The 22208-nt window shown below is 67.0% G+C and carries 21 protein-coding genes; 11 read left to right on the forward strand and 10 right to left on the reverse strand.

What is annotated here, in order from left to right; all coding sequences use genetic code 11:
• Positions 1 to 122 precede the first annotated feature (122 nt).
• Entirely contained in the window at positions 123 to 1598 is a 1476-nt protein-coding gene (locus WMN78_RS12325; RefSeq protein WP_340533998.1) for an amidase, read from the reverse strand.
• The gene (locus WMN78_RS12330; RefSeq protein WP_340533999.1) at positions 1591 to 2328 is read right to left on the reverse strand and encodes a peptidase E; all 738 of its coding nucleotides are present in this window, start codon (positions 2326 to 2328) and stop codon (positions 1591 to 1593) included. Before WMN78_RS12330 ends, WMN78_RS12325 begins: the two co-directional genes overlap by 8 nt.
• A 112-nt stretch (positions 2329 to 2440) precedes the next feature.
• Here WMN78_RS12330 and WMN78_RS12335 point away from each other — a divergent pair, with 112 nt between their 5' ends.
• From WMN78_RS12335 to WMN78_RS12345, 3 genes are all read left to right on the forward strand, one after another.
• Positions 2441 to 2767: a rhodanese-like domain-containing protein gene (locus WMN78_RS12335; RefSeq protein WP_340534000.1), complete on the forward strand. Its 327-nt coding sequence runs from the start codon at positions 2441 to 2443 to the stop codon at positions 2765 to 2767.
• A 109-nt stretch (positions 2768 to 2876) separates the two neighbouring features.
• A complete protein-coding gene (gene pheA, locus WMN78_RS12340) occupies positions 2877 to 3860 on the forward strand; it encodes a prephenate dehydratase (RefSeq protein WP_340534001.1) in 984 nt (327 codons plus the stop codon).
• Positions 3861 to 3952: 92 nt separating this feature from the next.
• A complete protein-coding gene (locus WMN78_RS12345) occupies positions 3953 to 4162 on the forward strand; it encodes a hypothetical protein (protein WP_043429215.1) in 210 nt (69 codons plus the stop codon).
• A gap of 7 nt (positions 4163 to 4169) precedes the next feature.
• Here the strand turns inward: WMN78_RS12345 and WMN78_RS12350 are convergent, their stop codons facing one another.
• The gene (locus tag WMN78_RS12350; protein WP_340534002.1) at positions 4170 to 5267 is read right to left on the reverse strand and encodes a diacylglycerol/lipid kinase family protein; all 1098 of its coding nucleotides are present in this window, start codon (positions 5265 to 5267) and stop codon (positions 4170 to 4172) included.
• Between the two features lie 88 nt (positions 5268 to 5355).
• On the opposite strand from WMN78_RS12350, the gene serS reads away from it, so the two are divergent.
• Together serS and WMN78_RS12360 are read left to right on the forward strand one after the other, a co-directional pair.
• Positions 5356 to 6636 carry a serine--tRNA ligase gene (gene serS, locus WMN78_RS12355; protein ID WP_340534003.1) on the forward strand — a complete coding sequence of 427 codons (1281 nt, stop codon included), beginning with the start codon at positions 5356 to 5358 and terminating at the stop codon, positions 6634 to 6636.
• 173 nt (positions 6637 to 6809) lie between these two features.
• Positions 6810 to 7673: an HAD family hydrolase gene (locus tag WMN78_RS12360; RefSeq protein WP_340534004.1), complete on the forward strand. Its 864-nt coding sequence runs from the start codon at positions 6810 to 6812 to the stop codon at positions 7671 to 7673.
• A gap of 13 nt (positions 7674 to 7686) precedes the next feature.
• Here the strand turns inward: WMN78_RS12360 and WMN78_RS12365 are convergent, their stop codons facing one another.
• From WMN78_RS12365 to WMN78_RS12375, 3 genes are read right to left on the reverse strand one after another with little or no spacing between them, the layout of a single operon-like run.
• Entirely contained in the window at positions 7687 to 8286 is a 600-nt protein-coding gene (locus WMN78_RS12365; RefSeq protein WP_340534005.1) for a hypothetical protein, read from the reverse strand.
• Positions 8287 to 8340: 54 nt separating this feature from the next.
• The gene (locus WMN78_RS12370; protein ID WP_340534006.1) at positions 8341 to 9027 is read right to left on the reverse strand and encodes a hypothetical protein; all 687 of its coding nucleotides are present in this window, start codon (positions 9025 to 9027) and stop codon (positions 8341 to 8343) included.
• Positions 9020 to 9637 (reverse strand): hypothetical protein, encoded by a 618-nt coding sequence (locus tag WMN78_RS12375; RefSeq protein ID WP_340534007.1) that lies wholly within the window; start codon positions 9635 to 9637, stop codon positions 9020 to 9022. The genes WMN78_RS12370 and WMN78_RS12375 overlap by 8 nt, the downstream gene beginning before the upstream one ends.
• Positions 9638 to 9833: 196 nt before the next feature.
• Between WMN78_RS12375 and WMN78_RS12380 the strand changes: the two genes are divergently transcribed.
• Complete coding sequence (locus tag WMN78_RS12380) at positions 9834 to 12212, forward strand: phosphoketolase family protein (RefSeq protein ID WP_340534008.1); 2379 nt, start codon at positions 9834 to 9836, stop codon at positions 12210 to 12212.
• Positions 12213 to 12309: 97 nt separating this feature from the next.
• Here the strand turns inward: WMN78_RS12380 and WMN78_RS12385 are convergent, their stop codons facing one another.
• The 3 genes from WMN78_RS12385 to WMN78_RS12395 form a co-directional block, all read right to left on the reverse strand.
• The gene (locus WMN78_RS12385) at positions 12310 to 13059 is read right to left on the reverse strand and encodes a DUF429 domain-containing protein (RefSeq protein ID WP_340534009.1); all 750 of its coding nucleotides are present in this window, start codon (positions 13057 to 13059) and stop codon (positions 12310 to 12312) included.
• A 3-nt stretch (positions 13060 to 13062) separates the two neighbouring features.
• Entirely contained in the window at positions 13063 to 14403 is a 1341-nt protein-coding gene (locus tag WMN78_RS12390) for a carboxylesterase family protein (RefSeq protein ID WP_340534010.1), read from the reverse strand.
• A 166-nt stretch (positions 14404 to 14569) separates the two neighbouring features.
• The gene (locus WMN78_RS12395; protein ID WP_340534011.1) at positions 14570 to 15058 is read right to left on the reverse strand and encodes an inorganic diphosphatase; all 489 of its coding nucleotides are present in this window, start codon (positions 15056 to 15058) and stop codon (positions 14570 to 14572) included.
• 151 nt (positions 15059 to 15209) lie between these two features.
• Between WMN78_RS12395 and dacB the strand changes: the two genes are divergently transcribed.
• Positions 15210 to 16787 carry a D-alanyl-D-alanine carboxypeptidase/D-alanyl-D-alanine endopeptidase gene (dacB, locus tag WMN78_RS12400; RefSeq protein ID WP_340534012.1) on the forward strand — a complete coding sequence of 526 codons (1578 nt, stop codon included), beginning with the start codon at positions 15210 to 15212 and terminating at the stop codon, positions 16785 to 16787.
• Here dacB and WMN78_RS12405 read toward each other — a convergent pair.
• Positions 16784 to 17023 carry a hypothetical protein gene (locus WMN78_RS12405; protein ID WP_340534013.1) on the reverse strand — a complete coding sequence of 80 codons (240 nt, stop codon included), beginning with the start codon at positions 17021 to 17023 and terminating at the stop codon, positions 16784 to 16786. The two genes, dacB and WMN78_RS12405, sit on opposite strands and share 4 nt — an antisense overlap.
• 167 nt (positions 17024 to 17190) lie before the next feature.
• Between WMN78_RS12405 and WMN78_RS12410 the strand changes: the two genes are divergently transcribed.
• The 4 genes from WMN78_RS12410 to ftsH form a co-directional block, all read left to right on the forward strand.
• Positions 17191 to 18309, forward strand: a complete 1119-nt coding sequence (locus WMN78_RS12410) for a zinc-dependent metalloprotease (protein WP_340534014.1) — start codon at positions 17191 to 17193, stop codon at positions 18307 to 18309.
• A 69-nt stretch (positions 18310 to 18378) separates the two neighbouring features.
• Positions 18379 to 19440 carry a tRNA lysidine(34) synthetase TilS gene (gene tilS / locus WMN78_RS12415; protein ID WP_340534015.1) on the forward strand — a complete coding sequence of 354 codons (1062 nt, stop codon included), beginning with the start codon at positions 18379 to 18381 and terminating at the stop codon, positions 19438 to 19440.
• A 29-nt stretch (positions 19441 to 19469) separates the two neighbouring features.
• A complete protein-coding gene (gene hpt, locus WMN78_RS12420) occupies positions 19470 to 20021 on the forward strand; it encodes a hypoxanthine phosphoribosyltransferase (protein WP_011690021.1) in 552 nt (183 codons plus the stop codon).
• A 205-nt stretch (positions 20022 to 20226) separates the two neighbouring features.
• Positions 20227 to 22208, forward strand: a 1982-nt coding sequence (ftsH, locus tag WMN78_RS12425) for an ATP-dependent zinc metalloprotease FtsH (RefSeq protein WP_340534016.1), incomplete at its 3' end; no start/stop codon positions are given.

Below are 22208 nucleotides of genomic sequence, written 5' to 3' on the forward strand. Positions count from 1 at the left end.
CCGGACCGCGCGATTGTCACATTCCCGCCGGCAGCAAGCAAGGCAGACGCGCCGTCCTGCCTGCGGTCAGAACCCTGCGGTCAGAACCCCGCAGTAAGAACCCCGCGGCTAGAACCCTGCGGTCAGAACCCCAACTGGGCCGCCACTCGCAGCAGGAGCGCCTCGGATCCCATTGGCCCCACCAGTTGGATTCCCATGGGCAGGCCGGCGCCGGGCGGGCCTTCCGTCCAGTGCACGGGGACGCTGATGGCGGGCAGCCCGCACACATTGACCATGCTGGACCACGGCGCGAATTCGCATTGCTTCCGGTAGTCGCCGTCGGCGTCGCCTGCCCATTCCGAGGCGGGCCAGTAGCCGTCCCCGTGGGAGGCTCCCGTGAACCAGCCCACGGGCCGTGGCGTCTGGGCCAGCGCCGGCATCAGCATGAGATCCCATTGCGCATACTGGGAGACCGTGTCGCGCTCGAACTGCCGCAGGAAGCCCAGGGCCTCGTTCAGTTTTGACGCACTCCGTTGCTGCGCCCGCCGCCGGAACGTGCGGGTGAGCGGGGTCAGCAACGCTTCGCGCTGCGGCACAATCCGGGCGCTCCCGACGCCGGCCGTCCATGCTGTGGTGAACGCATCCGGATAACGGTTGTCGTACCTTACGGTTGCCTCGGCGGTGGAATGGCCCGCGGCCTCGAGCAGGCGGACGCCCTCATTGAGCGCATCGAGTGCTTCCGGGTCCGGCGTAAACGGAAAAATAGCCTGCCAGGGGCTGTCCAGGCTCACCCCGATCCTCAATTGGCCGGGCGGCCGGGACAAGGACGCGAGGTACCCGCCCGAGGCGGGATTTTCCGGGCCTGCACCCTGCCCGGCCACCAGCGCGTCAAGCATCAGGGCGGCATCCTCTGCCGATCGCGCCAGCGGGCCGGCCACCACCAGCCGGGCGGGGTCCCCGGTGCTTTCGCCCGCCGGGACGAGGCCGCGCCCCGGTTTCAGGCCCACCAGCCCGCAGGCCGCCGCCGGGATCCGGATCGAGCCGCCGCCGTCGGACCCGGGAGCGAACGGAACAAGGCCGGCGGCGACGGCCGCCGCGCTTCCGCCCGAGGAGCCGCCCGAGCTGCGGCTCAGCGCATGCGGATTGCGCGACGGCGGTGCGATCAAGTTTTCGCTGTAGGCGGTCAGGCCGAACTCCGGAACCTGCGTCTTGCCCAGCGAAATGGCACCGGCACCCTTCAACGCCGCCGCCAGTGCGCCGTCCGTGGGAGCCGGTTTATGGTCCAGGGCCGCGCTGCCGTGGGTGGTCACCACCCCCGCCACATCGGTCAGGTCCTTGAAGGCCACCGGCATGCCGTGCAGCAGCGGAAGCTCCGGCGGGTGCGTGTCCAGCGGGCGCCTGTGAGGCGGGCGGGAGTGCGGCGAACGGGCGTACAGCGCATCGGCGGCCGCGGCATCCGCCAGCGCCTGTTCCGCGGTCACCGTGATGAACGCGCCCAGGCCGGGATTGCGTGCCGTTATCCGGCCAAGGAAGTGCTCCGTCACTTCCCGGGCGGAGAGCCCGCCCGAGTGCAGCGCATCGCGGAGCTCCACCGCGGACAATTCGTGGATGTCAGCCAAGGAAACGGGCCTCCAGCCGCTCTTCTGCGGCGGCGGCGCCACCTTCCCCCGCGCGGGTGACGCGGTACGCGGCCTTGCCGCGGACTTCGGTGACCGCCTCCACAAGGTCCGTCCCGAAGTAAACCAGCCCCACGCCGTCGTCCGTGCAGTGCGTTTCGCCGAGCGTGCCGTCGGCCACAAGCCGGTGCACCAGCGGGCGGCGCTGGTCCTCGGAGTCGTAGTGCACGCCGTTGGCATATGGCAGGAACGCCAGCGCGTTGGTCACGGGACGCAGCTGCGGGCCGAACGAATCCGTGGTGCCGCCCTGGTACCAGCAGATGGACCCGGCCGAAACTCCGGCGAGGACCACACCGCGTTCCCACACCCGCCGCAGGATTTCGTCGAGGCCGTGCGCCCGCCACACGGCAAGCAGGTTCACCACCGACCCCCCGTTGACCCACACCACGTCCTGCTCCAGGAGGTGCGCCTCCGGATCGTCGATGCTGGGCATGGTGAAAAGGTTGAGGTGGCTGAAATCGAAACCCGCGATCCTCGCCGCCTGGTCCATCTCCGCGTTGAACGAGCGCTGGTCTCCCGCTGCCGTGCCTATATGCGTGACGCGCGGTGCCCGTCCCGTAACGCCGGAAAGTTCGACGGCGTGGTGCAGCAATGCGTCAAACTCCAGCCGTGAACGCCGGCCGGCCTTATACCCGCCGGACGTTGCCAGGATTGTTGGCTGTTGAGCTGCCATCGACGATTCTCCTTTGCGGTCCCCTTGAAGCGTAACGTGCCCCCGATTCGGGGTGGCCGCCCCGGCGGGGGATACGCTGGAGGCAGACCTTCATTTTCCGGAGAGGACTTCCATGAGCGACTTCGAAACCGTCACCGTGACCGACATTCCAGCTGACGCCAGGATCCTGGACGTGCGGGAGGACTACGAATGGTCGGCGGGGCACGCGGAGGGTGCGCTGCACATTCCGCTGGACCAGCTGCCGGGCCGCCTCGGCGAACTGGAGCCGGACGAGGACCTTTACGTCATTTGCCGTACCGGCGGCCGCTCGTTCCGTGCGGCCAAGTGGCTCGTGGGGCAGGGCTATTCCGCCTTCAATGTGGCTGGCGGAATGGACCAATGGCTCGAAACGGGCCTGCCGCTCGTTTCGGACAACGGCCTCAAGCCGGTCATCCTCTAAGAGGTGCCGCTTCCTCCTGGCGGCACCAACCGCCCCGCCGGGCCCATCCGCCTGCGCGGCACCAACCGCCCCGCCGGGCGGCCCTGAAGTTATTTGAGAAGGACAGTCCATGCCCGCGTTGCCCGTCACCTACACCTTCCTCGGCCCGGAGGGCACGTTCACCGAGGCCGCGCTGATGCAGGTGCCGGGTGCCGCCGAGGCCGTCCGCATCCCCTCCTCCAACGTGAACACGGCGCTGGACAAGGTGCGCGACGGGTCCGCTGGTGCTGCCATGGTGCCCATTGAAAATTCCGTGGAGGGCGGCGTCACGGCCACCCTGGACGCCATCGCCTCCGGCCAGGAGCTGAGGATCATCCGTGAGGCGCTGGTGCCCATCAGCTTCGTCCTGGTTGCCCGCCCCGGCGTGGAAATCCCGGATATCCGCCGGATCTCCACCCACGGCCACGCCTGGGCCCAGTGCAGGCTCTGGGTGGAAGCTAACATGCCCAACGTGGAATACATCCCGGCGTCCTCCACCGCGGCCGGGGCCATGGGGCTGCTGGACGAGGACGGGGCCCACTACGACGCAGCCATTTGCGCCCCGATCGTGGCCACTGAGCAGCCCGGGCTCCGCGTTCTGGCGGAGAACATCGGGGACAATCCGGGGGCGGTGACGCGCTTTGTCCTGGTCAGCCGGCCGGGCGCCCTTCCGCACCGCACCGGCGCGGACAAGACCACCGTGGTGGTTCCGCTGCCGGAGGACCGGCCCGGCGCGCTGATGGAGATCCTGGACCAGTTCGCCACTCGCGGCGTGAACCTGAGCCGCATCGAATCACGCCCCACCGGGCAGTACCTTGGCCATTACTTCTTTAGCATCGACGCCGACGGACACGTGGAGGACGCCCGCGTTTCCGACGCGCTGGCGGGGCTGCACCGGATCAGCCCGGCTACCCGCTTCCTGGGCTCCTACGCGCGGGCCGACGCGCAGAGCCCTGAGGTGGCACCGCATACCTCCGACGAAGCATTCCACGCCGCACATGAATGGGTGTCGGGGATACTCAAAGGGGCATCGATCGAGCCGTTTCATGCCCCGCAAGGTTCGCCCACAGCTTAGGCAAATGCCCCTCGGGGTACTTCCCCGCCTGCACGGCAGTGCGTATGCTTGCCTGATCCATTGGGGAAGACCTCTACCGGAAGGAGCGGGTCATGTCAGGATCCAGCAGCGACAACGACGGCCAGGGAATGATTGTCAATCCCAAGCCCACTGCGGATAACCAGGATTGGGACGGCGACGATGCCGACAGGGCGGATCGCCTGCGCTTCGAAGAGGAGCAAGCCATGATCCGCGAGCAGTCCGAGGCCCGCGCGGCGGCAAAAGCCGCAGCGGAGGCTGAGGAGAAGAAAGCCAGCGCCTGAGTCCGGCCTACTGCTTGCGTGCGGACACTTCCCCTGCGGGCGTTTCGGCGCCTTTGCTTTCCGGAACCCGAACCAACAGCGATCCCGGCTGCACCTGGACGGTGACGTCGGTGGCCTCTCCGGAGGGGTCGCCGTCCACCTGGGTGGCCACCGGCTCGGCGCATTTGATGACGATCTTGCCGGAGCGGTAGTAGCTCATCACCGGCAGGTTCCTTTTGTGTTTGAACATGATCTTTGTGTACATCGCGATCCACCCGATGGCGCTTCGCGGGCTCATCACCACCACGTCCAGCATTCCGTCGTCGATCATTGCCTGCGGGATGAAGTCGATGCCCCCGGGAATGAGTCCGCAGTTCGCGAACAGCACGCTGCGGATCTTCCGGGACTGTTCCGGCTGGTCGTCCAGGGCGATGGACACTTTCTTGCGCCGCCCGGGCAAGTGCCTGACACCGGCCTCGGTATAGGCCAGCCAGCCCACTGCCTTTTTCAGCCCGTCGTTGGTGTCCCCGACGACTTCGGCATCCATGCCCATGCCCGCGATCACCAGGAATGCATGCTCTGAGGACGCGCCGGTCCGCGAATTCCTGATGCCCATGCGGGCCGTGTCGATGTGCCGCTGGTGTCCAAAGAGGGCGGTCTGGATGCTGCCGTGGACGTCGTTGACGTCCAGGTGGATGTTCCTGGCCAGCAGGTTTCCGGTACCCAGCGGGATCAGTCCCATGGGTACGTTCGTGTGGGCCAGTTTCTCAGCCACCACGCGTACGGTGCCGTCCCCGCCGCCCACCAGGACGACGTCGGCCCCGCTCGCGAGTGCTGCCTCAGCCTGTGAATATCCGGGGTCCTCCGCCGTGGTCTCGAAAAAGGCGGGGGCTTCCCAGCCGGCGGACAGGCAGGCGCGCTGGATCAGGGCGCGGGCCTCGTCCGACTTCGCCTTGACCGGATTCATCACCACGGCCACCTTCTGTTGGACCATGCCCGGATGGTGCGTGTCCTCCTGGACCGCGCTGCGCGTGTGGAGCGCCTTGAGCCGCCGCACGCCCCACCAGCTGGAGACCGCGAAAGCCAGGGCCGCAGCCAGGATGAGGTAGAGCAGCCAATCGTTCATGGTGCTCCAACACTATCCCGCGGCGACTATCCAGCGGCGACGCGCAGCGCCACCGCGTCATGGCGGGCGCATTCGATACTCTTGTCTGGTGATCGACGTAAAAGACCTCAGCGAAAATCCGGACAAGTTCCGTGCCAGCCAGCGCGCCCGCGGCGCCGACGAGTCCGTGGTGGATGCGATCATCTCGGCTGACGCAGCACGGCGGGCGGCATTGATCCGCTTCGAAAACCTCCGCGCCGAGCAGAACGCCTTCGGCAAGAAGGTGGCCCAGGCCAAGGGCGAGGAAAAGCAGGCCCTGCTGGCAGAGGTCAAGGTGCTGGCCGCATCGGTCAAGGCCGCATCGGCTGAGGCCGACGTTGCCCAGGCCCAGCAGGAGGAGCTCCTCCGCGCCATCCCCAACCTGATTGTGGACGGCGTTCCGGAAGGCGGCGAGGACGACTACATTGTGGTCAAGACCGTCGGTGAACCCCGGGAATTCCCTGATTTTGAGCCGAAGGACCACTTGGAAATCGGTGAGCTGATCGGCGCCATCGACATGGAGCGCGGCGCCAAGGTGTCCGGTTCACGCTTCTACTTCCTCCGCGGCGTGGGCGCCCGGCTGGAGATGGCGCTCCTGCAGATGGCCATGGAGCAGGCCATCGACGCGGGCTTCGTCCCCATGATCACCCCCACGCTGGTCCGCCCGGAAACGATGCAGGGCACCGGATTCGACGTCAAGCACGACGCCGAGATCTACCGCCTCGCCGAAGACGACCTTTACCTGGTGGGCACCTCGGAGGTTGCCCTGGCCGGGTACCACGCGGACGAGATCCTGGACCTCTCCGCCGGCCCCATCCGCTATGCGGGCCAGAGCTCCTGCTACCGCCGCGAGGCGGGGTCGCACGGCAAGGACACCCGCGGAATCATCCGGGTCCACCAGTTCAACAAGGTGGAAATGTTCATCTACACCACGGTGGAAGAGGCAGCCGCCGAGCATGAGCGCCTCCTCGCGTGGGAAGAGGAGATGCTGGCCAAGTGCGAGCTCCCCTACCGCGTCATCGACACTGCCGCCGGTGACCTCGGCAACTCGGCCGCCCGGAAGTTCGACTGCGAAGCCTGGGTGCCCACGCAGGGCGCCTATCGCGAACTGACGTCCACCTCGAACTGCACCACGTTCCAGGCACGCCGCCTGAACATCCGTGAACGGGTGCTGAACGAGGACGGCGCACCCAAGGGGACACGCGCCGTCGCCACCCTGAACGGCACGCTGGCCACCACCCGGTGGATCGTGGCCATCCTGGAGCACCACCAGAACGAGGACGGCTCGGTGAACGTCCCCCGGGCGCTCCAGAAGTACCTCGGCGGCCTGGAAGTGCTGCCGGTCCTGTAGCTTCATGGCCCAGGACCCGCCGGTTCGGGGCCGCTTGAGAACTGTGCCGGGAACCGGATGACCAGCCGGTAAACACCCACAGTGTGGACAAGCTGTGGGTGTTTACCACAAGTTAACACTGGCTGTGGCGTGCGTCCTAGCGTGTGTCCGGGGGCGTCTGCTGTACTAGGTGGATGACAACATTGACTGAAACCTCAGTCGCTGGCAACGACGACCAGCGAAACAACGGCAAGAACGACCCCGCCCAGAAGCTCATGGTGGCCCTGGACGTCGACGGCACGCTGGTCAACCACGACGGCCACATGTCGGCTCCCGTGCGCGAGGCGGCCCAGGCGGTAGTGGCCGCGGGCCATGAGGTCCTGATCGCCACCGGCCGGTCGCTGAATGCCACCCTGCCCATCATCGAGCAGATCGGGATCGATACCGGCTACGCGGTGTGCTGCAACGGCGGCGTGACCCTTAGGCTGGATCCGGCCCACCCCGACGGCTACGAGGTCATCCGCAAGGCCACGTTCGATCCGGGCCCGGCGCTCCGTGCCCTCCGCAAGCGGCTTCCCATGGCCAAGTACGCGCTGGAGGACGAGGACGGCAACTTCCTGTCCACCGAGCGCTTCCAGGATGCAAGTTTCGGCGTGGAGGCAATCGGCGTGGACTTCCAGACCATGCTTGAGGCCACGGCAGTGCGAGTGGTGGTGTTCAGCTCCGACAATACGTCCGAGGAATTCAACGAAGCCATCAAGCACATCGGACTCTCCGGTGTCACGTACTCGGTTGGCTGGACCGCCTGGTTGGACATCGCAGCCGAGGGCGTCACGAAGGCCAGCGCCCTGGAGCACCTCCGCGGGCATCTGAGCATCGAGTCGCACCTCACCGTGGCGATCGGCGACGGCCGCAACGACATCGAGATGCTCACCTGGGCCGGCCGTGGCGTCGCCATGGGCCAGGCTCCCGACGAAGTGATTGCGGCCGCGGACGAGGTCACCATGTCAGTTCACGACGACGGCGCCGCCCACATTCTCCGCAGCCTCCTTTCCTAGGGGGCTGGGTAGCTCAGCGAACCTCGAGGATCAGCTGGAGCAGCCGCGCCGCCGCCGGACGGGCAGCATGTTCCTCGTTCCACTGCGCCCGGGCCACGGCCTTGCTGACGGCCTGCGTGGTGATGCCAAGCGCCTGGGCAACTGCCTTTTGCTGGCCCCGCACTCCGGGCGTCAGCAGGTCCAGGACCCGCCACTCAGCCGCGCTGCGGTCGTGCACAATATGGCCGAGGAGCTTCAGGACTGCCTCTGCCTCCGCAGCGAGATCGGCTAGGGGACCGTCAACCGCAACGGGTACACGTTCCTTGCCGTTCCGCAGGCGGTCCACCGCCCGGCGGGCATAAATGAGGCCGTGTCCTGTGGCGTCCTTGACCTGGTTCGGCAGCGGCTCATTCACCGGCCCCACTCCGATCCCCACAAACCAGCTGCCGCAGCGGAGGGCGGTCAGGGCTGCCTCCACGGCCTGCTGTGGGAACTCAACAATGCCCTGCACTTCATCCTCAACGGAGCGATCGAAATCGAGGCGCGCGGGGATATGCCGCAGGTCCTTGAGCAACTGCGGCACCCGGTCACCGTCGCGCCGGCTGTCCGTTTGATTGATGGTCAGCGTGAACATTCTGCGTACACCCTACCCGGTGGTCCGGATCATGGAAGTGTCCGGGATCGAGGCCTAATCAAGCCGTGTGGCCGAGCTGATTGGGACGGGCGGAAGCGCCTGCAACCCCGCAGGTCCGGACCGGTAAATGCCGGTTTCCGCCATGGCCCGCAGGATTTCAGTGACCAGCCGGTCCGGGGTCCGGGCTGTGCTGAACGTGAAAAACCCCGGGCGGGATGCCTGCACCCCGCCCGCGAGTGCCGTGGCTACGCCGTGGAACACCACGGCGTAGCGTCCGCTGACGCCTAGCGAGGTCTTTCCGCGTCTGTCCTGGGTCCTGAGCAGGCCGTCAGCCGCGACGCCGGCCGGGGCCTCGACCGTCCGCAAGGACGAGGGGTCGATGTCCTCCCAGAAGATGGCGCGGGCTGTGTGTTTCTGGGCGTACCCGTACAACAGGCCGCGGTCGAACACCAGGACCCTGCGGAAACTCCAGAAAAGGGTCAGGCCCCACAGCACCAGGCCTGTCAGGGCGCTCGTCGCCAGGAAGAGCGGCATGTCCGAGAAGAGCGCCGGGGAGCTTCCGGTCTTGGGCCGTCCGGTGACTTCGGCTATGGCGCCGTAAACGAATCCGACCAGGAGGAGGACCGGCAGCCACTTCCAGGCTATGGACAAGGAGAGCTCGCTGTGCCGCAACTGGCCAAGGCTGTCTGCATGGAGCCGTTCAGCGCGGCGAACCAGCCAGCTTCGCCCCGCGTTAGCCACGCCGGCCCCGCCCCTCGTAGAGGCCCGGCAGCTGATTGTGCCGTGCCGTGGCCGCCTCTGCCGCGGCCCGTGTGACGTCCGGGGAGATGGGCGGTGGGGGTACCGGAAACCTCCGGTCAAGGGTGATGTGGCGGGTTTTCGGGCCGTCCCCCGTCGGGCCGGATCCACCTGCCGCCGCCAGGAGAATGACAAGGATGACGATAGGAAACAGCACCATCCTGGCAAACATGACCCACCCGGCACGCCAGAGTCCCGGGCGTCCCCCAGAGTCGAACCGCACAAGGACGGTGCAGGTTGCCAGTGATCCCAAGGAAAGGCCGGCGGCGCAACAGAAACCGTACAGCCAAGGCACCGCGATCCAGACGGTGACGGCTGCTGGGGCCGCCTGGCCCGCCGTGCCCATGATGGAACCTGCGACGGCTGCGGCCGCCACCGCCGCGATCGCAGCCACCAGGCTGAAATCCACCGCCCATGAACAGAACGCCTGCCAGCCGGTGGCTTCGACCACCGGAATGCCGTTCCCCAGGGTTCTTGTCCGTTTGCGCGCACTCTCCATAAGCGCAGGATCTGCGTAGAATCCCGTTCCTGCCGCTCCCTGCGTTCCTGCCACGGTGGTCCCACTTCCTGCTTCGAATCAACCCTTAGAACTTACCCGCTACCGAAACCCTGGCGCGATGGGCAGTGCAGCCCATCGGTTTCCGCACCCTGGTTTGCCGGGATCCTGCCGCAAAAGTTGCCTGTGCGGCCGTCATCTGTTGCGATGGAGCAACGGCCGCCGCGGCGGCGAATGCAACGTGAGGATGATCATGGCCAGCAGCGTGCAGGACGAACTCGGGCTCGTGGACCGCTGGTGGCGCGCGGCCAACTACCTTTCGGTGGGCCAGATCTACCTCCGTTCCAACCCGTTGCTGCGGGAACCCCTCCAAGCGGGGGACACCAAGTCCCGGCTCCTGGGCCACTGGGGAACCACCCCGGGCCTCAACTTCGTCTACGCCCACCTCAACCGGGTTATCCGGCGGGACCGGCAGGAGATGCTCTTCATCGCCGGTCCGGGTCACGGCGGCCCCGCGGTGGTGGCCAACGCCTGGCTGGAGGGAACCTACTCGGAGATCTACAGCAACGTGGGTAACGACGAGCCGGGGCTTGCCGAGCTTTTCCGCCAGTTCTCCTACCCGGGCGGCATCCCCAGCCACGCCGCTCCGGAGACTCCGGGCTCCATCAGCGAGGGCGGCGAACTCGGCTACTCCCTCGCGCACGCCTACGGGTCCGTCTTCGACAATCCGAAGCTGATTACCGCCGTCGTCATCGGTGACGGCGAGGCCGAAACCGGGCCGCTGGCGGCCAGTTGGCACTCACACAATTTCCTGGACCCCGTGGCCGACGGCGCAGTGCTGCCCATCCTGCACCTGAACGGCTACAAGATCGCCAATCCCACGGTCCTGGCCCGGATGCCGGAAGCCCAGCTGGAACAGTTGCTCCGGGGCTACGGCCACAAGCCCCATTTCGTCACCGTAAAGGACGCTGACGACGTCGAGGGGGCGCACCGCGACTTTGCCGCCGTGCTGGACACCTGCCTCGCCGAAATCCACGCCATCCAGGCGGAGCGCCGCAACGGCGCGGTGTCGCCAGCTGACGCGAGTGCCGCCCAGTGGCCCATGATTGTGCTGCGTTCACCCAAGGGCTGGACCGGCCCGAAGATAGTGGACGGCAAGCAGGTGGAGGGCACGTGGCGCAGTCATCAGGTGCCGCTGTCCGAGGTCCGCACCAACCCTGAGCACCTGGCCCAGCTGGGCGAGTGGCTCGAGTCCTACCGGCCCGACGAACTCTTCGATGAGCACGGCCGGCTCCGGCCCGACGTCGCGGAAAACGCTCCTGCAGGGGAGCTGCGGATGAGCGACACGCCCTACGCGAACGGCGGCATTCTGCTGCGCGACCTCAAGCTGCCGGACTACCGCAAGCACGCCGTCGAGGTGCAGCAGCCGGGAGTGGAGCGGGTCAGTGCCATGCTCACCCTGGGCTCTTGGATGCGGGACGTTATCTCGCAGAACCCGGAGACTTTCCGGCTTTTCGGCCCCGACGAGACCGCGTCCAACCGCCTGCAGGACGTCTACGACGTCACGGACAAGGTGTGGCAGTACCGGATCGACGACGTCGACGAGCACCTTGCGCGCGCCGGCCGCGTGATGGAGGTGCTCAGCGAGCACCTGTGCCAGGGCTGGCTGGAAGGGTATCTCCTGACCGGACGGCATGGCGTGTTCAGCTGTTACGAGGCCTTCATCCACATCGTGGACTCCATGTTCAACCAGCACGCCAAGTGGCTGAAGGTCCACCGGGAGCTCGCCTGGCGCCAGCCGGTGGCCTCGTTGAACTACGTGCTTTCCTCGCACGTCTGGCAGCAGGACCACAACGGATTCTCACACCAGGATCCGGGCTTCATCGACCACGCCGTGAACAAGAAGGCGGAGGTCATCCGGGTGTACCTGCCGCCGGATGCCAACACGCTGCTGTCCGTGATGGAGCACTGCCTGTCTTCCCGGGACTACGTCAACATCGTGGTCAGCGGCAAGCAGCCATCCCCCACCTGGCTGGGACCTGCCGACGCCGCGCACCACTGCCAGCGGGGACTGGGCATCTGGGAGTTCGCCGGATCGGAAGTCCCCGGCGAAGAGCCGGACGTGGTCCTGGCCTGCGCCGGGGACGTTCCCACCGTCGAAACCGTCGCAGCCGCCCAACTGCTCAAGGAGGGTGCGCCCGGGCTGAAGATCCGCGTGGTCAACGTAGTGGACCTGATGCGGCTGCAGGACGCCAGCGAGCATCCGCACGGACTCACCTCACGCGACTTCGACGGCATTTTCACGGCGGACAAGCCGATCATCTTCGCCTACCACGGCTACCCGTCCCTGATCCATCGTCTGGCGTACCGGCGGACCAACCAGGAAGGCCTGCACGTCCGCGGCTACAAGGAGGAGGGCACCACCACGACGGCGTTCGACATGGCCATGCTCAACGGTATCGACCGTTTCCAGCTGGCCATCGACGCCATTGACCGGGTTCCCGGATTGGCGGAGCGGCACTCCCTGCTGCGCCAGTCCTTGCAGGACCGTCGGATCAGGGCCCACAACCACACGCGCACCCACGGTGAGGACCAGGAGGAAATCCGGGACTGGACGCTGAACGGCGGGTAGTCCCGGTCCGGGAGTTTTTGTCCAGATATGGCGACTTCGCCGGGGGTTATCTCCAATTATCTGGACAAAAACTCAGGGGGCCGGACGCACCGGCTGGCTACCCCCGCAGGGCCGCGAGCTGGCCGAACACGTGGATCCAGCCTTCGCTCAGGGCTGCGGCGGCATGGTCCACTGGCGGCGTGAAAGTCTGGCCGAGGCGGACGGCGCGGGCAGTAAGGGAGGCGATGACGGCGTCGAACATGTCATCAGAGGCGGCCAGGACCTCCCGGTTTCCGGCCAGGTCCAGCCAGGGCGCGGCCGTGGTGAGGCTGTCCAGGATGACGCCCAGCCTCTCAGCCTCCGGGATGCCGCGTCCTTTGTAGCCGCGGGCGTGGATTCCCCAGAGTTTCAGCGAAGCTGCGGGATAGACCTCCGCCAGCCTGCCGGAGCCGTCCCTGGCCTGCGGCCCGTGATCCCGTGCGATCTTGGCCTGGATGACCGCGCAACGCATGGCGGGGTGGGCCAGCCGGTCCGCAGATACGCTGAGCGGGATCAGCCCCGTTTCGCGGGTGACGAACCGGTCTGTGTCCCGGTAGGCCAGCAGCCGGCGGCCCTCGATCCCGTCGTGGTCCAGCACTGGATGCGCGTCGAAGTTCAGGTGCCCGGCAAGGAAGGGAAGGAAGGCGTCAGGCCAGCCCACCGGGCAGTCGATGCCCGTCATGTCCGTGCCGCCGAACAGGTCCACGATCTCCTCGTCGGTGACGTTCAGGGCCAAGTGAATCAGCCGCGCACCGCCGTCCGTCCACTCGATCACCGCCGCCGCGGTTTTCCTGGTGGCCGCGGCGAGGTCCACGCCCAAGGTTTTCACGGGTCAGACCGCGCGGTAGCGGAGTGCGCCGGGAAGTTCGCCCTGGCTATCCAGGCCTTCCCCGGAGGCGAACTTTGCCCAGACGGACCGGAGGGCGCGGCCCTGTGCGTTGATCTCGTCCCAGGAGGCCCCCGCGACGAGTCCGGCCGCCGCCCATGTCCGTTGGTCGCCGAACAGCAGCGGCAGGTCAACAGTGTGGGCAGCCCCGAAGAAGTTTCCCGGCGCCGCCCAGGTCAGCACGTAGCTGTAGGCTTTTCCGCCTGCCCGGGCGTGCCGCCGGGCGAACTTTCGGGCGGACCGGCCGTACACGGCTTCGGTCACGGCCCGGCTGATGGCGTTGACGGCGGCGGTCCCCACGACCGGAACCCTGGCAAGACGGCTGGCGACGGGGTTGCCCGGCAGGAACATGCGCGCTTCATCGGCGGTGTGGCCGATCAGGACGTCGATCCCAGGAGCGGTCGCGTTCCATGCGGCTTCAATCTCGTGTTCCGGCGGCAGGGGTGCGTGCCCGTACTGCGTGCCGAATGGCATTGCCGCTTTCAGCCCGAACTTTCGGGCCACCTGCGAAACACGCCCTTCAACGGCCACCACATCCATCGCCGGGGTTTCTTCGGTGACATGTTCAGCCGCCACGCCCATGGCGGCGCTCATCTTCTGCCGGCCCCGGGTAATCCCCAGGGGTGCGCTTTGAATGATGGCGCGCCGGAACAGCGACGGCGCCTCCGGCGTCGCCATCAGGTGAGCAACAGCGTCGCCGCCTGCTGACTGGCCGAAGGCGGTCACGCGTTCCGGATCGCCGCCGAAGGCGCCGATATTTCGCTGCACCCAGCGGAACGCTTCCAGCTGGTCCAGCAGGCCGAGGTTTGCCGGCCGGCCCGTTCCGGTTGCGAGATAGCCGAACAGGCCCAGGCGGTACGTCACCGACACTACGATGACCCGGTTCTCGGCGACCAGCGTCCGGGGGTCGAAAATGGCCAGGTCCCCGGAGCCGGACGTGTAGGAACCGCCATGGAGCCACACCATGACGGGTACGCGCTCGCCGTCGGCCAGGCCGGCCGGAATGGTGATGGAGAGCCGCTGGCAGTCCTCGCTGCCGGGCAGTTCGCCGTAGCGGGTTCCCAGGATCTCATCCAGGAACGGGACCGGACCCTGCGGGCACGCGGGGGCGGGGGAGGTGGCTGCAAAGGCCTCCGTCCAGCCGGGTGCACTTGCCGGCGGCTGGAAGCGCCCCGCCGTCGCGTACGGGATTCCCGTGGCACGCACAACGTCACCGTCCCGCCACCCGGTGACCGGCCCGCACGGAGGACAGAAGCGCGGGGGACTAAAGGCAGGAGCGGCGTTCATAAGGCAACGATTTCACGGATTCCTGGCACACCCCTGAAAACGACGACGGCGGGCGCCTGGTTCCCGTGAGCCCCACCGGAGCGCGAACGGACACTTGAGGCCCAGGAATCCGCAGATTCCAGGGCCTCAAGTGTCCGTTCGCGCTAAGTGTGCGAGGGTGGTGTTGCTAGTGTGCTGCCGGAACGTAGCGCTTGATGGAGGCTTCCAGCTCGGCCTCGGCAGCGGCGCGGTCGCCCCAGCCTTCGGCCTTGACCCACTTGCCCGGCTCCAGGTCCTTGTAACGGGTGAAGAAGTGCTCGATTTCCCTGATCAGGAATTCGCTGACATCGCTGACCTCTTTGATGTGGTCGAAGCGGGCGTCGGTGGGCACGCAGAGAACCTTGGCATCCCCGCCGCCGTCGTCCGTCATGTTGAAGACGCCGATGGGGCGGGCCTCGACGATGACGCCCGGGTGCAGATCGAAGTCCTGCAGGAGCACCAGTGCGTCCAGCGGGTCGCCGTCTTCACCGAGGGTGTTCTCAAAGAAACCGTAGTGGGTGGGGTACTGCATGGAAGTGAACAGGACTCGGTCCAGGCGGACGCGGCCGGTCTCGTGATCGACTTCGTACTTGACGCGTGATCCCTTGGGGATCTCGATGGTCACGTCATGCTTCATGGAATGCTCCTCGACTTCAGGGTGTTCGCGGCACACAAAAAGACCAGCAAAAGGAGTGTCGGTGCCGCCGACTACTATTGAGGATATAGCGATAGGCCCAGGTTTCATGAACTAGTGGGGACATTTCAGGACTATAAGGACCAACAGCAGCATGAAACGCATGATGAGCCGCGCGGCCAGCCATCCCTGGATTGCGATCATCAGGCGGCAACTGCCGCTGGCGCTGCTGACCCTCCTGGTGGTGGCGCTCGCCGTCCCGGCGGCCGTGCTGGTCGCCCCTGCCTTCACAGGTCAGGGTCCCGACCCCAAAACCGCCGCGTCCGCTGTTCCGGCGTGGCAGCAGGTTCCCCGGGACCTTTCCCTGCCGCAGGGCATTTCACCGCTCAAGGACTCGGCGCCTGTCCCGTGGCCGGACACACTCACCGCCCAGCTCAACGCAACACTCCAGGCCGACGGCGGCGGGTCGTTTACGGGCGTGGTGCAGGACGCCGCCACCGGCCAGGTGCTGTTTGACCGGGACGGCTCGCAAGCCAGGGTGCCCGCCTCCAACATGAAGCTCCTGACTGCCGCTGCGGCTGTCCGCGCCATCGGACCGGACCAGCGCTTCAGCACCAGGGTGGTGGCCGGCGCTGAAGCCGGGTCCGTGGTCCTGGCCGGCGGCGGCGACGTCCTGCTCGGCGCGGGGGAGTCATCCCGCGACACGGTCATGGGCCACGCCGGACTGGCCACCCTGGCCCGGCTCACGGTCCAGTCCCTGCAGGAACAGGGCGTCAAGGGGCCGGTGCAGGTGCGGCTGGATGATTCTTTGTTCACCGGTCCGGCACTGAACCCCACCTGGAGCCCGGAGGATGTGGCCGCCGGCGAGACCGCGCCCCTGTTTCCGCTGGCCCTCAACTCGGCCCGGTACGATGCCGCCGTGATCACCGGACCGCGTCCGCAGGACGCCGCCATGAGCGCGGCAGAGGCGTTCTCCTCCCAGCTCACGGCGGCGGGCGCCGCCGCCGGGCTGCCGGTGACGCCCGGCGTCGTGCGCGGTAAGGCACCGGAGGTGGAAAAACAGGAGGTGGAAAAACAGGAGGTGGAAGAACAGGAGGCCGAAAAGCCGGACGCCACAGGAGGTGACGCCGCAGATGGCGCTGCCGGGGCAGTGAACCCCGGCACGGTGCTGGCCGAAGTGCAGTCCGCCACGCTCCGCCAGCAGGTGGACCTGATGCTGCAGACCTCGGACAACTACCTGGCCGAAGTGCTGGGCCGGATGGCGGCCATCGCCGCAGGGCAGCCCGGCAGCAACGACGGCGCCACCGCCACTGTCTTCAAGCAGGTGCAGGACCTGGGAATCCCCACCGAGGGCCTGCGCGTGGCGGACGTCTCCGGCCTGTCCCTGGGCAACCAGGTGTCGGCGGGCCAGCTGTCTGAAGTTGTCAGGGCCATCACCTCGGGATCCGAACCCAGCCTGCGCGCCGCCATCGGCGGCTTTCCGGTGGCCGGCCTCACCGGAACGCTGGGCAGCAGGTACACCGACCCGTCCACGGAACGCGGCGCGGGGCTGGTGCGGGCCAAGACCGGAACCCTGAACTCCGTGATTGCCCTTAGCGGCTATGTTGTGGACGCCGACGGCCGCCTGCTGGTGTTCTCCTTCATAGGGAACGGACTGCAGCCGGGAGCGGCGGGCAACAGGGCGGCGCTGGACCGCACGGCGTCGGCCCTGGCATCCTGCGGCTGCCGCTAGCCGGCGCCTGAACCGGCACCGGCGCCTGAACCGGCACCGGCGCCCGAACCGGCACCGTCGCCTGAGCCGGCGTCCGCCGCCGAGCTCAGCTGAACGGCTGCCCCAGGCGCAGCTTCCGCGGCGGTGCCAAACGAGGCGGTGCCCAGCAGGGCGGCCATCACCACGGCGGACAGGACGGACCTCCAGCTGTTGCTATTGCCCAGGCTCAGCGGCGGGATAGGACGGTAGGCAATCATCGGACTCTCTTCGGTGGTGTGGGCTTCTGTACTAACTCTGGCCCCGAACATTTGCGTTCTTCTGTTCCCGTCCTGTGCACTGCCTGTGCGTTGCAAGGGTGCCGTGCCCGTTCGCCGGTCAGCGAACTTAAGGCGCAACCGCGGGGTGCTGTGATGTGATGGACGCTATGGAGTCAACTGCAGGTGATTCATCAGAACAGGCCCAGGCACTGATCAACTGGGAGCTCGCAGCGTCAACAGCCGCGCGCCTGGCTCCGGCGGGCCCTTCGCTGGGGTCCGCCGAAATCGGGGCGGCCGTGGAGAACCTGCGCCTCATGGCGGACATTTCCGTGCCGCACGTCCACGACATCACCGGACTCGAGGCGGCACGCGACCTCCGGGATTCCTCCGTGCTGGTGGTGGACCGCGCCTCCTGGGCCAAGGCCAACACGCAAAGCTTTGCCGTCATGCTGAAACCGGCCATGGAAAAGATGCTGGCGGGCCGGCGGGGATCCCTGAGCCCCGGTGCGGCGTCCGTCAGCGGAGCCATCACCGGAAGCCAGCTCGGCGCTGTGCTCGCGTTCCTGTCCAGCAAGGTCCTGGGCCAGTACGATCCCTTCTCGGCGCTCGCCGAAGGCTCCTCCGCCCCCGCCGCCGGCCGCCTCCTGCTGGTGGCGCCGAACATTGTCCAGGTGGAGCGCGAACTCAACGTTGCCCCCGAAGATTTCCGGCTGTGGGTCTGCCTTCATGAACAGACCCACCGGGTGCAGTTCGCCGCCGCACCTTGGCTGCGCCACCACATGCTCAGCGAAATCGACACCCTCAGCGAACACCTGCTGGGCAACGTCGACACCCTCCTCGAGCGTGCGTCGGCCGCGGCGCGTTCGCTCAAGGACCGCACCGCCGCCGGAACCGCTCCGGGGCGCGGCGCCATCCTGGACCTCTTGCAGGACCCGGAGGAGAAAGCCTCCCTCTCGCACCTGACTGCCGTGATGAGCCTGCTGGAGGGCCACGCCAACGTGGTGATGGACGCCGTGGATTCCAGCATTGTCCCGTCCGTCAAGACCATCCGGCAACGCTTCAATGCCCGCGGCAAGGACCGGGGAGTCCTGGAGAAGTTCATCCGCAACCTCCTGGGCCTCGATGCCAAGATGCGTCAGTACACGGACGGCGCCAAATTCGTCCGTGCCGTGGTGGATGTTGCCGGCATGGAGGGCTTCAACCGCGTGTGGGAATCGGCCGGGAACCTGCCTACCGAGCCGGAAATCCATGACGCCAAGCTCTGGCTCGAGCGGATGGGCCTCTAGTTGTCCCAGCACGCCAGCGGACGACGGCGGCCCGGCCGTCTGTCGCCCGTCGTCGGCACGGCGCGCAAAATGGTGCAGAACGCCCTGGCCGACGCCGGCTACCCGGAACAGGTGCTCGTCGCCTGCAGCGGCGGCCCGGATTCGCTGGCCCTCGCGGCCGTTGCGTCCTACTTCGGCCGCCGCGGCCATGTGGACGGCCACCCCGTGTCGGTGGGCGCCGTCGTCGTCGACCATCAACTGCAGCCCGGCTCCGCCGGCGTTGCCGCCCACACCGCCGATGTCCTCCGGGACCTGGGGCTCTCTCCCGTTGAAGTGCGGCGGGTTGACGTCGCCTCCACCGGGATCGGTCCCGAAGCCGCGGCACGGGACGCCCGCCATGCCGCCCTGGAGGAGGCTGCCGCAGAGGCCGGTGGCGCCGTCATCCTCCTCGGCCACACCTTGGACGACCAGGCGGAACAGGTTCTGCTCGGCCTGGCACGGGGCTCCGGAACACGATCGCTGGCCGGAATGCGGCCGGCCCGCGGACTCCTGCTCCGGCCCTTCCTGGGCCTCCGCCGCGCGGACACCCTGGAAATCTGCGCCGTCGAAGGACTGGACCCGTGGCACGACCCCAGCAACGCCGACCCGTCTTTTGCCCGGTCCAGGACGCGGGTGGAGGTCCTTCCCATGCTGGAGCAAAAACTCGGTCCCGGCGTCGCGGAGTCCCTCGCCCGGACGGCAGCCATCCTGCAGCTGGATGCGGACTACCTCGAGGACGTGGCCAACACCACGTATGGGCAACTTGCCGAACAATCCAGCGAAGAAGTCAGCCTTCCCGAAGCAGCGCTGCGTGAGCTGGCGCCCGCCATCCGGTTCCGGGTGATCGCCAAGGCGGCCGCCGCTGTCGGAGGTCAGCAGCCGAGCTATCAGCGGCTGCTCGCAGCGGAGGCGCTCCTGCGCCGGCAAGGTTCAGCCGGTCCCGTGGAACTTCCCGGCGGTGTGAGTGCCTACCGGCTTTCGCTGGCCCAAATCCTTGCCGGCGAAGGGCGGAACCGGCCGGACCGGGAGCGGGGTGCCGACAGCGGCGGTCCCCGCGAAGCCGCCCGCTGTGGGAAGCTAGTATTCCGGCTTCACAAGCCGCCCCAAAAATAGTCGCACCCGCATCTACACAGGAGCCATTGGTGGATTCAAACGACGTCCAGGCAGACCTCAAGCACGTTCTCTACACCAAGGATCAGATCCAGCAGCGGATTACCGAGCTCGCTGCGCAGATCGACAAGGACTACGAAGGCCGGGAGCTCCTCATCGTCGGCGTTCTGAAGGGCGCGGTCATGGTCATGGCAGACCTGGCGCGGGCACTTCATAGCCACGTTTCCATGGACTGGATGGCAGTGTCCTCCTACGGTTCCGGGACCCAGTCTTCCGGTGTTGTGCGCATCCTCAAGGACCTCGACACGGACCTCATGGGCAAGGACGTCCTGATCGTCGAGGACATCATCGATTCCGGACTCACGCTGTCCTGGCTCAAGACCAACCTGGAATCCCGCGGCACCGCCTCGGTGGAAATCTGCACGGCCTTCCGGAAGCCCACGGCTGCCAAGGTCCAGATCGACGTCAAGTACGTCGGCTACGACATCCCGAACGAATTCGTGGTGGGCTACGGCCTCGACTACGCCGAGAAGTACCGCAACCTGGACTTCGTGGGCACGCTGGCTCCCCACGTCTACGAATAGGCGCCATCCCCGGGACGCTTCCCGGCCGGCTGGGCCCCGCAACGGGCCGCGGCCCTCTACCGCTACGCCTAGAGGGAACTTTTGCCCTGCATCGTGCGTGATTGACTCCGAACGGTGTATAGCTAGAAGCTGACGCAGCACCACACGCGCGCAGACCAGTCGCCGTGCAGCACTACCAGGAGGGACGGGGCCAGCCCCCGATCAGATGAAAGCTAAGAGTTTCTTCAAGGGCCCGGGCATCTGGATCGTTGTTGTGGTCGGAATGCTCCTGCTGGCCTTTGCCACGCTCGCTCCCGGCGGAGCAACCCGGATTGACACGAAGCCGGGCCTCGAGCTCCTCGCGGACAGCGGCAAGGTGGAACAGGCCAAGATCTTCGATGCGGAGAACCGCGTGGATCTTGTCCTCAAGGACAACCTGGTCATCGACGGGCAGGACAAGGGCAAGAACGTCCAGTTCTTCTACGTCAACGCCCGCGCCGTGGATGTGGTCAAGGCCGTCACCGACGCCGACCCCTCGAGCGGCTACACCGATCAGCCGATCGAAAACAACTGGTTCTCCGGGCTGTTCTCCCTCCTGATTCCCGTGCTGCTGCTGGGCGTCCTCTTCTGGTTCCTGCTTTCCCGCATGCAGGGTGGCGGATCCAAGATCATGCAGTTCGGCAAGTCCAAGGCCAAGCTGGTCAACAAGGACATGCCCCAGGTGACCTTCAGCGACGTTGCCGGCGCCGACGAAGCCGTGGAGGAACTCCAGGAAATCAAGGAATTCCTCCAGGAACCGGCCAAGTTCCAGGCCGTGGGAGCCAAGATCCCCAAGGGCGTGCTGCTCTACGGTCCTCCGGGTACCGGCAAGACCCTGCTGGCCCGCGCCGTCGCCGGCGAAGCAGGCGTGCCGTTCTTCTCCATCTCGGGTTCTGACTTCGTTGAAATGTTCGTCGGCGTGGGTGCCTCCCGTGTCCGCGACCTCTTCGAGCAGGCCAAGGCCAGCTCGCCGGCCATCATCTTCGTCGACGAAATCGACGCCGTGGGCCGTCACCGCGGCGCCGGCATCGGCGGCGGCAACGACGAACGCGAGCAGACCCTCAACCAGCTGCTGGTTGAGATGGACGGTTTCGACGTCAAGACCAACGTCATCCTGATCGCCGCCACCAACCGTCCGGACGTCCTTGACCCGGCCCTGCTGCGCCCGGGCCGCTTCGACCGCCAGATCACCGTTGAAGCCCCGGACCTCGTGGGCCGAGACCAGATCCTGCAGGTCCACGCCAAGGGCAAGCCGATGGCTCCCGGCGTCGACCTCAAGGCCGTTGCCAAGAAGACCCCCGGCTACACCGGCGCGGACCTGGCAAACGTCCTGAACGAAGCTGCCCTCCTCACGGCCCGGTCCAACGCCAACCTGATTGACGACCGCGCCCTCGATGAAGCCATCGACCGCGTGATGGCCGGCCCGCAGAAGCGCAGCCGCGTCATGAAGGAGCACGAGCGCAAGATCACGGCCTACCACGAAGGCGGACACGCCCTGGTGGCTGCCGCGCTGCGGAACTCAGCTCCGGTCACCAAGATCACCATCCTGCCCCGCGGCCGCGCCCTGGGCTACACCATGGTGGTTCCGGAGAACGACAAGTACTCCATCACCCGCAACGAATTGCTGGACCAGATGGCCTATGCCATGGGCGGCCGCGTGGCTGAGGAAATCGTCTTCCACGATCCGTCCACCGGCGCCTCCAACGACATCGAAAAGGCCACCGGAACGGCCCGCAAGATGGTCACGGAGTTCGGCATGAGCGAACGCGTCGGTGCCGTCCGCCTCGGCCAGGGCGGCGGCGAGCCGTTCCTTGGCCGCGACGCCGGCCACGAGCGCAACTACTCGGACCAGATCGCCTACATCGTGGACGAGGAAGTGCGCCGCCTGATCGACCAGGCGCACGACGAGGCCTACGCAATCCTCACCGAAAACCGCGACATCCTGGACTCCCTGGCCCTGGAACTCCTTGAGCGGGAAACCCTCAACCAAGCGGAGATTGCGCACGTCTTCCGGGACATCCGCAAGCGTGACTTCCGTGAAGTGTGGCTCTCCAAGGAAAGCCGGCCGGTGCAGACCGCCGGCCCCGTGGAGTCCCGGCAGGAACGGGCCGAACGTGAAGCCCAGGAAGAAGCCAAGGAAGCCCGGCTGGAGGAGCCGCTGGACGCCCG

Origin of the sequence: Arthrobacter oryzae, assembly GCF_037911235.1 — a bacterium.
Taxonomy (GTDB): Bacteria; Actinomycetota; Actinomycetes; order Actinomycetales; family Micrococcaceae; genus Arthrobacter; species Arthrobacter oryzae_E.

Bases quoted from the DNA above. Each gene is read 5' to 3' on its own strand.
- WMN78_RS12350 (WP_340534002.1), bottom strand. From the start codon at position 5,267: ATGAACGATTGGCTGCTCTACCTCATCCTGGCTGCGGCCCTGGCTTTC.
- WMN78_RS12360 (WP_340534004.1), top strand. From the start codon at position 6,810: ATGACAACATTGACTGAAACCTCAGTCGCTGGCAACGACGACCAGCGA.
- WMN78_RS12395 (WP_340534011.1), bottom strand. From the start codon at position 15,058: ATGAAGCATGACGTGACCATCGAGATCCCCAAGGGATCACGCGTCAAG.
- WMN78_RS12405 (WP_340534013.1), bottom strand. From the start codon at position 17,023: ATGATTGCCTACCGTCCTATCCCGCCGCTGAGCCTGGGCAATAGCAAC.
- WMN78_RS12410 (WP_340534014.1), top strand. From the start codon at position 17,191: ATGGAGTCAACTGCAGGTGATTCATCAGAACAGGCCCAGGCACTGATC.
- dacB (WP_340534012.1), top strand. From the start codon at position 15,210: ATGAAACGCATGATGAGCCGCGCGGCCAGCCATCCCTGGATTGCGATC.
- WMN78_RS12390 (WP_340534010.1), bottom strand. From the start codon at position 14,403: ATGAACGCCGCTCCTGCCTTTAGTCCCCCGCGCTTCTGTCCTCCGTGC.
- WMN78_RS12330 (WP_340533999.1), bottom strand. From the start codon at position 2,328: ATGGCAGCTCAACAGCCAACAATCCTGGCAACGTCCGGCGGGTATAAG.
- WMN78_RS12335 (WP_340534000.1), top strand. From the start codon at position 2,441: ATGAGCGACTTCGAAACCGTCACCGTGACCGACATTCCAGCTGACGCC.
- tilS (WP_340534015.1), top strand. From the start codon at position 18,379: ATGGTGCAGAACGCCCTGGCCGACGCCGGCTACCCGGAACAGGTGCTC.
- WMN78_RS12380 (WP_340534008.1), top strand. From the start codon at position 9,834: ATGGCCAGCAGCGTGCAGGACGAACTCGGGCTCGTGGACCGCTGGTGG.
- pheA (WP_340534001.1), top strand. From the start codon at position 2,877: ATGCCCGCGTTGCCCGTCACCTACACCTTCCTCGGCCCGGAGGGCACG.
- WMN78_RS12345 (WP_043429215.1), top strand. From the start codon at position 3,953: ATGTCAGGATCCAGCAGCGACAACGACGGCCAGGGAATGATTGTCAAT.
- WMN78_RS12365 (WP_340534005.1), bottom strand. From the start codon at position 8,286: ATGTTCACGCTGACCATCAATCAAACGGACAGCCGGCGCGACGGTGAC.